Genomic DNA, 13,856 nt, shown 5'->3' on the forward strand with positions numbered 1-13,856 from the left:
GTGATTAGAAGAGTGCCTCATCTCTACAGTTTGGTTTTATTTTTTACGAGAGCTACGGCCTTTTTCAAAGCGTGCTTTGGTTTTATGGCCTTTTTTTAGTTCTTTTCTTGGAGCAACTGTAGCTTCTTCAAGAACCTCTTCTTGTTCTAAAGCTTGCCCAGGAACTTCTTGTGGTTGAACACGAGGACGGTCTGTTCCGCTAGCAATCACGCTGCGAGCCCCCTGAACTTGTTCTCTTTGCAAGTTTTGACGAATTTGAGATTTCATCAGAATACGAGTCACATCGTAATCGATTGCTGCAACCATAGCTTGGAAACGGTCAAACCCTTCTGTTTGATATTCGGTTAATGGGTTCATTTGAGCGTAACCACGCAAGCCAACACCTTGTCTCAATTGGTCCATATCATCGATGTGGTCAGTCCATTTACGGTCGACCACTCGTAGAATAACAACCTTTTCAAACTCTAGCATTTGTTCGCTACCGTTTAACTGTTCTTGTTTTTCACGGTAAATGGCTAGGGCTTTCTCGTTTAGCCACGCTTCTATCTCAAGCGGCGTTTTGCCTTCAAAGTCTTCAATGGACACTTCGTCTGGATGAAGGATGGCGCTAGCTGCAAAGTCCTTAATCGCTTCTAGATTCCAGTCCTTCTTGTCCCCTAGTGTATGATTTTCAACCATACGATGAATGGTACGACGAATCATACCTTGAGTAACTTTTTCTAGGGAGTTTTCTTCGTTAATAATTTGTAGACGTTGAGAGTAGATGATCTCACGTTGTTCACGCATCACTTCATCGTACTCTAAGACGCTCTTACGAGTATCGTAGTTGTTTCCTTCCACACGTTTTTGTGAGGATTCAACTTGTCTGGATAGCATTTTGCTTTGAATGTAGTCTTCGTCTTCGCCATCTAGGTTCAAACGGGACCAGATTTGTTGCATTCTTTCGCCACCGAAACGTAGCATTAAATCATCTTCCAAAGATAGATAGAATTGGGTGGCACCTGGGTCACCTTGTCGACCAGAACGTCCACGCAACTGATTATCAATACGGCGAGACTCATGTCTTTCTGTACCAATAACGCATAAACCACCAAGTTCCTTTACGTCTTTACCAAGCTTGATATCGGTACCACGTCCAGCCATGTTGGTCGCGATGGTTACCGCACCTTTTTGACCAGCAGACATGATGATTTCTGCTTCTTTAAAGTGGTTTTTGGCATTTAGAACTTCGTGAGGGATGCCTTCTTGCTTCAACATGTTGGACAGCAATTCAGAAGTCTCTACAGCAACGGTTCCGACTAGAATTGGTTGACCTAGTTCGTGTCTTGCTTTGATATCTCTAGCAACGGCACGGAATTTGCTCTTTAGAGTTGGGTAGATAACGTCATGCTCATCGATACGAATAACAGGGCGGTTGGTTGGAATTGAAATAACGTTCATGTTGTAAATTTCACGAAATTCCTCTTCTTCCGTTTTAGCTGTACCTGTCATCCCTGATAACTTGCGATACATACGGAAGTAGTTTTGGAAGGTGATGGTCGCCATTGTTTTTGATTCGTTTTCCACTTCAACTTCTTCTTTAGCTTCAATGGCTTGGTGGAGCCCGTCAGAATAACGACGGCCTTCCATGATACGTCCAGTAAAGCCATCAACAATCTTCACCTTTCCTTCATCAACCACATAGTCAATGTCGCGCAACATAATGTAATTAGCTCGTAACGCTTGGTCTAAATGGTGGATTAACGCTGCGTTGTCAATATCATACAAATTCGGCAAACGGAAAGTTTTTTCTGCCTTAGTTATTCCTTCATCTGTTAATGAAATGGTTTTAGATGTTACATCAATGGTATAATCTTCTTCATTTTTTAAGCCTTTAACAAAAAAGTCGGCACGGTTATATAGCACGGTTGATTTTTCAGCTTGCCCGGAAATAATCAAAGGTGTTCTAGCTTCATCGACTAGAATAGAATCGACTTCATCGACTACAGCGAAATTCAGTGGTCGTTGAACCATTTGGCTCTTATAAACGACCATGTTATCACGTAGGTAATCAAAGCCTAATTCGTTGTTAGTGCTGTAGGTAATATCTGAAGCATAAGCCGCACGTTTTTCTTCTGGTGTTTTACCGGTTAAGTTCAACCCTACTGTTAGGCCTAGGAAACGATAAAGTTCACCCATTTCTTTTTCATCACGAGTAGCTAGGTACTCATTGACAGTTACCACGTGAACCCCATCGCCAGACAAGGCATTTAGGTATACAGGCATGGTTGCCGTCAAGGTTTTTCCTTCCCCAGTTTTCATCTCAGCGATATTCCCGTCATGAAGAGTTATTCCACCCATGACTTGGACTTTATAGGGAAAGAGCCCCAATACACGTTTTGCCCCTTCACGAACTAAGGCAAAGGCTTCAGGGAGTAAAGCATCTAAATCCTCACCTTGTTGGTAACGCACTTTATATTCCTCTGTTTTAAGCGGGAAATCTTCATCCGTTAAAGCTGCCATACGGTCTTCGTAAGCCAAAACTTTATCGGCAATTTTTTCTAATTTACGTAACTCTCTGTTATCGTTCTCAATTAGCTGTTTTAAAAAATTAGCCATTCTATTCGCTCCTTGGTTAGATTCTTCCCTGAATACGTCAGGTATAGTCTTGCACCATGTCATCTATTGACACTACATGCATCTTAATCATTCTACCATTCTTATCTAAAGATTTAAACACAAATAAACCACTTTCTAAGAAAATACTTCAGAAAGTGGCTTGTTTTTATCTAATTAAACTTAATTTGTTTCAATCAATCCATATTTCCCATCTTTACGACGGTAAACAATGTTTGTTTCTTCTGTTTCAGCATCCTCAAACACGAAGAAGCTATGGCCTAACATATTCATTTGAAGAACAGCTTCTTCACTATCCATTGGTTTTAATTCAAATTGTTTGGTACGTACAATTTCGATGCCCTCTTCTTCCTCAACCACTTGTTCTGGCACAAGAAGATCGAAGCCTTTTTCGCGAGATTTACGATTAATCTTAGTTTTATATTTACGAACTTGTCTTTCTAGTTTATCAACTACTAAATCGATACTTCCATATAAATCGATTGAAGTTTCTTCAGCACGTAAAACGAGATAAGGAAGTGGGATGGTTACCTCTACTTTAGCAGTTTTTTCTGTATAAACTTTTAGATTAACATGAGCAATTGCTGTTGGTACATCTGCGAAATACTTTTCAAGCTTGCTAATCTTTTTCTCTGCGTAAGCTCGGATGGCATCAGTGACCTCAATATTTTCTCCACGGATATTGTATTTGAACATAACTGTCTCCCCTTTCATCTGGTTACCCAGATTGAAGAAATCGCCTAAGGACCACTCTTAGGTATTGCTTCAGTATGATATTATCTACTTTCATTATAAGTGATTAACTTAAATAATTCAATCGTTTACAACTTTCTTAACGAAAAAGTGTAAGGGATTTCACTTCGCTAAATCCGCTATCTTTTAGAAGATCGTAAGCACAATGCAAGGTGGCCCCTGTAGTATAAACATCATCTATTAGAAGTACCTTTTTATCTATCATATGAGCTTCCTCTTCTTTTAAGGCAAACGCCCCTTGCAACAACATTCGCTCCTGACGACTTTTGTCTGATTGCTTCTTGCCATTGGACAAGGACACTAGCAATTCAGTATAGCGACAGTTTATTTGCTTGAGCGGGTGGGCTACGGCATCAAACCCTCGTTTATAGAGACTTTTCTTAGATGGCGGAATGGGACAAATAATGTAAGTCTTGTCTTTGACATAAGGTTTCAGACTTCGCTTCAGCGCCGCTTGGACTAGAAAACTTAAACGACAGTCTCCTTCAAACTTATACCGATTGATCCACTCTCTAGCAGCTTGGTCATAGACAAATATAGCTTGATTAGCTAGGCACTCCTTTTCGTTTCTACGCCAACGCACGCAATCATAACAATAGTCTTGCCCTTCTTGACTTCGGCCGCAGCCCCTACAGGCTTTGTCTGGCTCAATAGGCTGAAAGATGTTTTGACAAGATTGGCAAACATAGGACGGATGGGGATGAGGTTTAAAGAGTAGCTGAAAGACACTGTCAGTGGGCTCATTTTTCTGGCACCAAATACAGCTCTTCTCTCTCATTCAATCAGTCCTTTCCAATCTTATTAATTTGTTTGTTTTTGTAAATTCTCAACCAATAATTTTCCTACAGCCGCTCCTGACATAGGGTTTTGTCCGGTAATCAAGCGTCCATCTTGAGTGGCAAAAGCTGTAAAAGGCAATTTTTGGACAAAGTTAGCCCCACGCTTTTTAGCTTCCTTTTCAGTACCAAATGGGACTAGTTTATTTTTCCCACTCAGTATTTCCTCCATTTGCGTAAAGCCGGTGATGGTCTTGCCTTTAATCAAGTATTGCCCAGATTCATCTTTGAGATTGAGCAAGCCTGCTACACCATGGCAAACAGAGGTAATGTAGCCGCCTTCTTGGTAGATGGTCTGGCTAATCGTTTGTAATGTTGGATTATCTGGAAAATCCCAGACCACTCCATGTCCACCAGCATAGTAGATGGCTATGTAGTCTTCTGGATGAATCTGGTCTGCCGCAAACGACTCTGACAAAGCTCTTTTTTGAAAGTCTTCTGAGCGATAAAATGCCATATCTTCCTCTTTGGCGTATCTTGGCTTTAAACTACGTGGGTCAATTGGGACATAACCACCTTTTGGACTCACATAGTCAACTTCATAGCCTGTTTTAGTAACTTCTCTAACAAATTCGGTTGCCTCTGATAGCCAAAGACCTGTTGCTTCAGGATTATCCCCATACTGACTTTGATTGGTCAAAACCACTAATATCTTTTTCATAAGTATGCCTCTTTCTCTCATTCATTTTCTTATTATTTAAGCAAATAGAGAATTTTTTGTAAAGCATTTTACTCAGTCAGTATATGGTTAAATAAGAGGGATGACGACTTATTTTATGAGGTTTTTCTGTCTTGCTAAGCGATTCATCTGCCTAATCTCTTTTTTAGCTTCGACCATAGCACGGCTCTTGCCAAAATGGCCAAATATGACCTGTCCACGACTGCAGTCAAGTGTTCGGCCTACTCTGCCAGCAATTTGCACCAAAACTTGCCGGCTAAAAATTTCTTGTTCTGCGCCCAATACAAAAACATCCACACCGGGAAAAGTTACTCCTCTCTCTAAAATGGTTGTCGTCACGAGAAAGTCATATTCTTGCTTTCTCATATTGGCAATCTTCTCCACCCTTTGTGGGTCAACCGAGGAAACTGTAGTGAATCGGGCTAAAGGAAAACTTGATTTTAAAGCTAGTTCTAACGGTTCTAGACTGGTAATGGAAGGTACAAAGAGTAAAAACATTTTCTTTTGATGCAACTTTCCCTTTATCCAAGCCTTCATAGTTGGAGGTAATTGACCCTGTTTTAGATACAATTGCCAATCCCCTATCCAGCGATAGCTAGGTTGTGGTAAAGGTTTTTGGTGATAGCGAGCAGGCAAGATGGATAGGCTTAATTGATTCTTAGCAATCTGTTTATGAATTTCCTTTGTTGGTGTTGCAGTTAATTGAATCATTTGTCCGTTGGGGCTAAGGGCTCGTGACACCGCATAGGGCAGCATTTCTTGATTGGTGTAAGGAAAAGCATCTACCTCGTCTACAATGATGAGCTGAAAAGCCTTATTGAAGCGCAACATCTGATGGGTGGTCGCCACAGTAATCTCAGCGCCACTATACTTGCTTGGGCTCTCTCCATAAAGCAAGTCATGAGTTTGGTTGGGAAAGGCTTCGCATAACCGAGGTGCAAGCTCTAAGCAGACATCAATCCGTGGCGATACGATAGCCACACGTCCATTTTCTTCTAGGCAGGTTTTTATAACCGCAAAGACCATCTCCGTCTTGCCCGCCCCCGTTACCGCCCATACCAAATGGTTTTTATTCTCAGTTCGGTGATAAATATCGACTAATTCTTGTGAAATGGCCGCCTGCTCTTTAGATAGTTGCCCTTTGTAGTAGACCTCAACACTCCTAGTAGGGCTTGAGCCTACTGATTCTTCTTGGATTGAATGGGTATAAAGCCAAGAACACCGTTTGATTTTGCCCATTTGCAGACACGCCAAACAGTAAAAACATTCTTTATGGCAACAAGTACAAGGTCCAATCGCTCTAAGTTCAGCATCCTTGGTACCACAACGAGAACAAACCCATCCTGATTTATCTTTTACAAAGCCTTGAACCCGATCAATCTGGGGTGTGTTTTGTAATAGTTCGTCCAAAAGAAAGGGATCGTCAATCCCCAAAAACTCTCCCCTTCTAAGAAGCCGCCCCTTAGCTTGTTCTAAAAGAGAGTCTACCAGACTCGAAACATCCCCCGACAAGACCATCACCCTTTCTGTTAATTTACGAGCCTTCATACTATAGATACGCAAATTAGTTAGAAAAAGTTAATGAGATGACTGAAAAATATAAATGTTACAAACAAAAGTCTGCTTGTACGTTGAAAGTAACGGCGTAACAACTATAACTGATGCACAGTAGTCGTTAGCACTGAGTAAAAAGTCCAAATGGTAACCAAATAAAATAGTTCCCCAGAAAACTATCCGTACAGAACGGTGTAAAGCATAGCTGACACACAGTGGATGTTTCGGCTTTAGCCGATTACAGCCACGTAGACAGCTAAGCCAGTGAGACCTTGGCTCACGGTACCACCGCTTGATTCCATGCAAGTGAGTTGCAGACTCACTCTCTGCACAAAAAAACACCACAAAATCAAAGCTGACTTTGTGGTGTTTCCTATAAAACAATCATTTAATAATGGTCTAAAGTTTTAGCCCAAGTAAAGCCAAGAGAACCCTCACCTAAGTGCGTTCCAATAACAGGCCCAAAATATTCAGCGTGAACAGTCGCCTTAGGAAATTTCTTTTTAACCTCTTTTATCCACTTGTCACCCTTGTCTGGACAATTCCCGTTAATAATGGCAATATCATAACCAGATCCATCTTTAGAACCAGTGATTTCTTCAAAAACCGCTTCGATTCGCTTCATAGCCTTTTGTTGCGTCCGAATTTTTTCAAACACTACAATAGATTTGTCCTCGAAAGTTAGAATCGGCTTAATTTTCAACAGAGAACCTACAGCAGCCGCGCCTGCTGATAACCGGCCACCACGTTTTAAATGGCTCAAATCATCTACAATAAAATACTCATAAGACTCGTCCAATAGGTGCTGAATACGCTCAACAATCTCCTCAGGCGGGCGATTTTCCTTAGCTAATTTGACAGCCAGCTGAACTGCACGGGCTTCAACCGCACAAGATACTCCAGAATCAACCGGATAGATAGCAATCTCATCTTTTAAATCTTCAGAAAGCGCCACAACAGATTGATGGGTACCACTAATCTTGCTGGAGAGATGAATAGAAATAATAGCATCGTAGCCTTCTTTAGCTAGCTTTTTAAATAAATCATAGACCATCCCAATTGGCGGTTGCGAAGTCGTAGGTAACTCGTTTGCCCCACGAACCTTGTCATAAAACGTTGCTGAATCAATCTCAATATCTTCCAAGTAGGTTTCCTGTCCAAAAATAACCGATAATGGCAAGATATAAATGCCTGACGTTTCTATTTCTTCTTTTGAAATGTAGGCTGTACTATCAGCTACTATAGCAATCTTCATTCATCATAACCCCAATCTATTAAAAAATTCTTTTCCTTAGTATCAATAAATATTACAATTCCACAACAGTATACCACAGACGGAATTTATTTGGTAATGGAAACGATGATTTGGCAAGCTCCTGCCTTATGATAACCGTTTCATCCGTAGCATCTCATTCTGACACAAGACTAGCTCTGTGATAAACTATAGAGGAAAGAGGTGAGTCACTTGCTAGAAAGTTACAAAACACTACTAAATCCCGGAAATCATGAGATCGACATTAAAGGCTCTCGTTTTATCTGCCACCTACAACGGGTGACAACTGAAGAAGAAGCTCTAGGTATTATTCAAGCCGTCAAAAAAGAGCATTGGAAAGCTAATCATAATTGCTACGCTTATGTGATAGGAGAACAGGACCAAGTTCAACGTGCCTCCGATGATGGAGAACCTAGCGGAACGGCAGGTGTCCCTATCCTTGAAGTCTTGAAGAAGAATCAAGTACACAATGTTTTGGCCATTGTGACACGCTACTTTGGTGGCACTAAACTAGGTGCTGGTGGACTAATACGTGCTTATACACAAGCTACAGCTACCGCTCTTAGTCATTTGGGCATTGCTGAATGCTCCTTAGAGCAGATAGTGGAACTAACTATTCAATATACAGATATGGGTAAGTTGGACAACTACCTAGCCCAAGAAGCCATCACCGTTTTAGACCGAGTCTTTAGTGACCAAGTTGTTTTCCTGTGTTCTATACCTATTAGCCAAGTGGATACGTTTCAAGAAAACGTCATTGATTTGCTCAATAACCGGCTTAGCATCCGTCTAACAGACACGCATATTGTTGAACGACCTTGGCAGGGTGACTAGCTAAAGAGATTATAAAGTAGGGATTTCTATGTTAGCCAGCACTTGATTAGCGTCAAGAACCAGCTCTTCAATAATGTCTTTGGCAGGTTTGATTTCAGTAACCAAGCCACTAATTTGCCCTGCCATAAAGGTTCCGGTGTTCAAATCGCCTTCTTTAACAGCTTTTTGCAGAGAACCCTTAGTCAAGGCTTCTAATTCTTGAGGGCTGGCACCATTCTGTTCTGCTTCCAAATATTTTTCGATAATAGGGGTTCTTAAACTTCTAACCGCCATGCCAATCGAACGACCAGTGACCGCTGTGGCTCTGTCATCAGCAGCCAGAATGGCTTCTTTGTATGAGAGCGGCACAGGGCATTCTTCAGCCACTAAAAAGGCAGTTCCTAGTTGGACACCACTAGCCCCTAAGGCAAAAGCAGCTACTAAACCTGCTCCATTGGCAATACCACCAGCTGCAATTACTGGGATGGATACTGCTTGAGCAACTTGAGGAACCAAAGACATAGTTGTTGTTTCGCCAATATGTCCACCTGCTTCCATGCCTTCCGCTACCACAGCAGCAACGCCAAGCTCCTCCATCTTTTGAGCCAGTTTAACGGATGGAACTACTGAAATAACAAGAATTCCATGTTCTTTAAACAATGGCATAAGCAGCTTAGGCGTCCCAGCACCAGTCGTCACAATCTTTACCCCTTCCTCAATAATCACATCTACTAATTCAGGGATATTCTTCACTTTTAACAGTAAATTCACAGCAAATGGTTTATCGGTCAGGTATTTACAATCTCTAATTTCTTGACGTAATTCCTCAGCAGTCATCCCACCTGATGAAATGATACCGAGTCCGCCAGCATTGGAAACAGCAGCCGCTAATTCGTGACGGCCGATTTGTGCCATGGCTCCTTGGATGATTGGGTACTTAATTCCTAATAGTTCCGTAATCTTATTTGGCATGATGTTCTTCCTCCTAGATGTTTTTTGGGATTTGGTTATATATTTCTAGATTTTATCGAGTGTATATTGGGTTGTTCTTTCTCATTTAGCTTATTATGTAAAATCTCTCCCACTTGATTCTTTTTTTCGATATTCTACTAATGACAGCACTTATTAATGCCTTAATTATACCATGAAAGTGAATTGTCCTTGTAGGAATTGCCTGTTCGAGATAAGAGAAAAAGCGTCCACCATTTATCGAATAAATGATGGACGCTTTTTATTTTTTTATGAATTATGCTTTGTTCGTTGAACCAAAGATATCCATAGTTGCTTTTGTTGTTGCAACGATTGCTGCTTTACCAGGTGCAATCACTTTACGTGGGTCGTAAACTTTAGGATCTGTAGCTAATTTTTCACGAACTGCTGCAGTCCAAACTTGTTGTAACTCAGTGTTTACGTTAATTTTAGCATGTCCACGTTCGATAGCTTTTTTGATTTGGAATTCTGGGATTCCTGATCCGCCGTGTAATACTAATGGAGCGTTAGTTGCTTCAGAGATAGCTAACATTTCGTCGAAACCTAAAACAGGTTCACCTTCGTAAGTTCCGTGAACAGAACCTAATGCAGCTGCTAGAGCATCGATACCAGCTTCTTCAACCATACGTTTACATTCGTTTAGGTCAGCGTAGTTGATTCCTCCCGTAACGCCATCTTCAGTACCACCAACAGTACCAACTTCTGCTTCAACAGAAGCGCCTTTACCATGTGCGTATTCCACAACTTTTTTAGTTTCTTCAATGTTTTCGTCAATTGGGAAATGAGAATGGTCATACATAACTGATGAAAAACCTGCATCGATATACTCTTTACATACTTCAACAGATGAACCATGGTCTAAGTGTAATGCAACTGGAACTGTGATATCCATTGAGTCCAACAATCCATTAACCATAGCAGCCACAACAACAGGACCACCCATGTATTTACCAGCACCTTCAGAAACGCCTAAAATAACTGGTGAGTTATTTGATTGTGCAGCTTCTAGAACAGCTTGTGTCCACTCAAGGTTGTTGATGTTGAATTGACCAACAGCATATTTTCCTTCTTTTGCTTTGTTTAACATGTCCGTCATACTTACTAAACGACTCATTATTTTTTCCTCCTTGGAAATACATTATTTTTACTTGTTAAGTATACCGCAAACTCCGATTCTTTTCTAGTGCTTGAAACCTTTTACATTCTATTTTAGACATAAAATCAGCAGATTTTTTGTTCTCCGTATCTATTTAAACAGAATAAAAATATCAAATCATATTTTTGGTAAATGCTAATTCCTTTTAAAAAAACGAGTCCCTAGCTCTGGGATCTAAAATCACGGTGTCGAGCACGACTAGTACACAGTAGCTGTCGGGGCTGGGTAAAAAGTCTGTAATAAAATAAAAAAGTTTCTAAATCATAAAATAGTTCCCCAGAAATCTATCCGAAATGGGAACGGTGGCACCGCCGTGAGCCAAAGTCTCACTGGCTTAGCTGTCTACGTGGCTGTAATCGGCTGAAGCCGAAACATCCACTGTGCGTCAGCTATGCTGAAACACCGTTCTGTACGGATAGATTTCTGGGGAACTATTTTATTTGCTTACCATTTGGACTTTTTACCCAGCCCCGCCGCCTCATTGATTTCAGCCCCCGTTATAGAGGATCACTCTCCATACAAAAAACCAGCCCCCACAAAAGGCGCTGGTTTCATCAAATCTATTTCAAATTCACTTGGCGCAGGTTAATAGAACGTCCAAATGGTAATACTTCTAATCCGGTCACATTATCAGCCAGCAGATAACTTTGAGCTCCTTGGTAAATAGGTGCCACAATCGCATCATCCATAACAATTTTTTCAGCTTCTAACATCTTGTTCCAACGAGCGCTTGGGTCATTAGCAAGATTGTTTTGAACTTGACTAACTGCTTCATCATAAGCTGGGTTAGAGTAGTTAGCAAAGTTGATCCCACCATTTGTCGTGTATTGTTGCAAGAAATTGACTGGATCTTGGTAGTCAGGTGTCCAAGTACCGTAGAAGATGTCAAAGTCATCAGCCCGTTGCAATTCCAAACGGTTTTTTAAAGGTACTGGTTGCAAGTTGAAGGTCACACCTGGTAAATTCGTTTGAATTTGTGCCTGTAGATATTCCCCAACTAACTTAGAAGTTCCTGTATCAGAAGTGATTAAGGTCACCGTAACTTCAGAAACGCCTAAATCAGCCTTAGCCAATTCCCACTCTTTTTGAGCTTCAGCAACATTAAAGGCTAAATAGTTGCCACTATCCGCACGAAAATCTGCACCAGTAGTTGGATTGGTGCCAAAATCAGTTGGCACGATACCATTCAAGGCAATAGAACCATCTTTTAGAACGTTCTTAACAAGGGCTTCTTTATCAAATGCCATAGCTAAGGCACGACGGAAGTGCACATTACCAGTAGTTGGACGGTCAACGTTGTAACTCATATAACCCGTCAAAGCTTTTGGTTGCGTATGGAAGGTTGGTTGAGATTGGTATTGTTCAACAAATTGGTCACTAATAGCAGTATATTGAACCTCTCCAGCGTCAAATAGTGTCACAGAAGTAGATACTTCTTTTGACACGTTCACCTTCACAGAATCGAGCGCCACATTAGCCGCATCCCAATATTTGTCATTTTTTACCAATTGCCATTCTACTTCTGAGCCAGTCCATCCTTGAACGGTAAATGGTCCGTTGCTGACAACTGTGTCAGAGCTTGTTCCATATTTGTCGCCTTGTTCTTTTTCAACTTTTTCAGATTGTGGTAAGAAACGAGTTCCTGTCAACAGTTTTGGTAGGTATGGTGCTGGGTATTCTAAGGTGATTTCTAAGGTTTTGTCATCAATCGCTTTTACACCTAACTCTTCAACTGGCAATTCACCATTTCTAACTTTCTCTCCATTTTTAAAGACATCAACAGATTGTGCACCAGTCGCTTCTTTTGGATCCACTAACTTGCGGTAAGTAAAGACAAAGTCGTTAGCTGTAACGGGGTTTCCATCAGACCAAACAGCATCAGGTCTGATGTTAAATGTATAGACTAAACCATCCGCACTAATGGTCGGATCTTTTTCAGCCATTCCTAGTTCAATGTCATTGTCGCCTGTTACACGGTATAGACCTTCAAAAGCTTGTCCAATCATATCAGAGGTTGGAACGTCATCATAAACGGCGCTATCCAAAGTCGTCAGTTCTCCGAAAGTGGTAATGGTAATGCTCTTAGTATCTGTTGAGTTGCCTGTAGTATCAGTCGAACCATTTCCACATGCTGCTAATCCCAGGGTGGTTAATAGTAATGCTGACAGGGTAACTTTAGTAGACTTCTTCATTTTCTTCCTCCTTTTTATTCTTGGCCAACTATTTTTTTGCAAATGGATTCTTCTTTCTGAAAATCTCCTTTGCAAGCTTTCAAGGCCTGAATTATTTTATATCATATCAGATAAATAATAAAGTGACAAAATATCTGCTTACAAATGTCTTAAAATTCTTTGCCGCCACTTATCTGCAAATCTTCCTTATCATAATAGTCCACTAAAGCATGTAGGGCGGCCTCCAGCCCCTTTGTCATATGTGCCAAATCCATAGCTGGCTGACCCGGTTTGTCTACCACTTGCTCTGTCATAAATGGAATATGCATGAATCCAGCCTTGAGATGTGGAAACTCATGCGCCGCCATGTAAAGCGTTTGGTACATGATATGGTTGCAGACAAAAGTCCCAGCCGTATTAGAAATAGATGCTGGAATGCCCACTTCTTGAATCGCTTGAACCATGGCTTTAATCGGTAAGGTTGAAAAGTAGGCTGCTGGTCCATCAGCTTGGATAATAGAATCAAGAGGTTGCTGTCCCATATTGTCTGGAATCCGTGCATCGTCTAAGTTAATCGCCACTCTTTCAAGCGTGATACCATCTCTACCACCTGCTTGGCCTACACATAATACAGCATCAACTTGACGGTCTAAGATTGCATCTCGACACTGTTTGGCGGCTACTTGAAAAACTGTGGGCAGTTCAAGAGTCTCAACCTTGGCCCCATTAATAATTTTGGGCAATCGTTTAACAGCCTCCATAGAAGGGTTCATCATCTCCCCATCAAATGGGTCAAAACCTGTTACTAGTATCTTCATAACTCGCTCCTTTCCTGTAACTTATCTTATATTATACAAAAAAATGGGCTTGTAGACGTAATAAGTGCTTGGTTGGATAAATGCAAAAAGCTACTATATGACTTCTACTATAGAGCCTCTATTTTAACTAACTATGTTTCACTAAAAATTTAATCATATGTTTCTCTTGTAAAATTTTAGAAATAGCAGTACAATAT

General features: G+C 40.9%; 11 protein-coding genes. 1 reads left to right on the forward strand and 10 read right to left on the reverse strand.

Going from position 1 to position 13,856, the window contains the following annotated elements; all coding sequences use genetic code 11:
• Nucleotides 1–36 precede the first annotated feature (36 nt).
• The 6 genes from secA to NPA36_RS06940 all read right to left on the reverse strand — a co-directional run bounded on the left by secA (nt 37) and on the right by NPA36_RS06940 (nt 7,693).
• Complete coding sequence (gene secA, locus NPA36_RS06915; protein WP_256945391.1) at nt 37–2,598, reverse strand: preprotein translocase subunit SecA; 2,562 nt, start codon at nt 2,596–2,598, stop codon at nt 37–39.
• A 180-nt stretch (nt 2,599–2,778) separates the two neighbouring features.
• Entirely contained in the window at nt 2,779–3,312 is a 534-nt protein-coding gene (gene hpf / locus NPA36_RS06920; protein WP_256945392.1) for a ribosome hibernation-promoting factor, HPF/YfiA family, read from the reverse strand.
• 136 nt (nt 3,313–3,448) lie between these two features.
• On the reverse strand, nt 3,449–4,147 hold the full coding sequence (locus tag NPA36_RS06925) for a ComF family protein (protein WP_256945393.1): 699 nt from the start codon (nt 4,145–4,147) through the stop codon (nt 3,449–3,451).
• A 23-nt stretch (nt 4,148–4,170) separates the two neighbouring features.
• Nucleotides 4,171–4,866 carry a type 1 glutamine amidotransferase domain-containing protein gene (locus NPA36_RS06930; RefSeq protein ID WP_256945394.1) on the reverse strand — a complete coding sequence of 232 codons (696 nt, stop codon included), beginning with the start codon at nt 4,864–4,866 and terminating at the stop codon, nt 4,171–4,173.
• Between the two features lie 108 nt (nt 4,867–4,974).
• On the reverse strand, nt 4,975–6,432 hold the full coding sequence (locus NPA36_RS06935; RefSeq protein ID WP_256945395.1) for a DEAD/DEAH box helicase: 1,458 nt from the start codon (nt 6,430–6,432) through the stop codon (nt 4,975–4,977).
• Between the two features lie 394 nt (nt 6,433–6,826).
• Nucleotides 6,827–7,693, reverse strand: coding sequence for a DegV family protein (locus NPA36_RS06940; RefSeq protein WP_256945396.1), 867 nt, complete (start codon nt 7,691–7,693; stop codon nt 6,827–6,829).
• Nucleotides 7,694–7,903: 210 nt separating this feature from the next.
• On the opposite strand from NPA36_RS06940, the gene NPA36_RS06945 reads away from it, so the two are divergent.
• Nucleotides 7,904–8,545 (forward strand): YigZ family protein, encoded by a 642-nt coding sequence (locus tag NPA36_RS06945; RefSeq protein ID WP_256945397.1) that lies wholly within the window; start codon nt 7,904–7,906, stop codon nt 8,543–8,545.
• 9 nt (nt 8,546–8,554) lie between these two features.
• Here the strand turns inward: NPA36_RS06945 and NPA36_RS06950 are convergent, their stop codons facing one another.
• The 4 genes from NPA36_RS06950 to pcp form a co-directional block, all read right to left on the reverse strand.
• Complete coding sequence (locus NPA36_RS06950; RefSeq protein WP_256945398.1) at nt 8,555–9,496, reverse strand: nitronate monooxygenase family protein; 942 nt, start codon at nt 9,494–9,496, stop codon at nt 8,555–8,557.
• 274 nt (nt 9,497–9,770) lie between these two features.
• Nucleotides 9,771–10,628 (reverse strand): class II fructose-1,6-bisphosphate aldolase, encoded by an 858-nt coding sequence (fba, locus tag NPA36_RS06955; protein WP_256945399.1) that lies wholly within the window; start codon nt 10,626–10,628, stop codon nt 9,771–9,773.
• A gap of 602 nt (nt 10,629–11,230) precedes the next feature.
• Nucleotides 11,231–12,862, reverse strand: a complete 1,632-nt coding sequence (locus NPA36_RS06960) for a peptide ABC transporter substrate-binding protein (RefSeq protein WP_256945400.1) — start codon at nt 12,860–12,862, stop codon at nt 11,231–11,233.
• A gap of 149 nt (nt 12,863–13,011) precedes the next feature.
• Complete coding sequence (gene pcp, locus NPA36_RS06965; protein WP_256945401.1) at nt 13,012–13,659, reverse strand: pyroglutamyl-peptidase I; 648 nt, start codon at nt 13,657–13,659, stop codon at nt 13,012–13,014.
• Nucleotides 13,660–13,856 lie beyond the last annotated feature (197 nt).

This window comes from Granulicatella seriolae (genome assembly GCF_024543085.1).
Taxonomy (GTDB): Bacteria; Bacillota; Bacilli; order Lactobacillales; family Aerococcaceae; genus Granulicatella; species Granulicatella seriolae.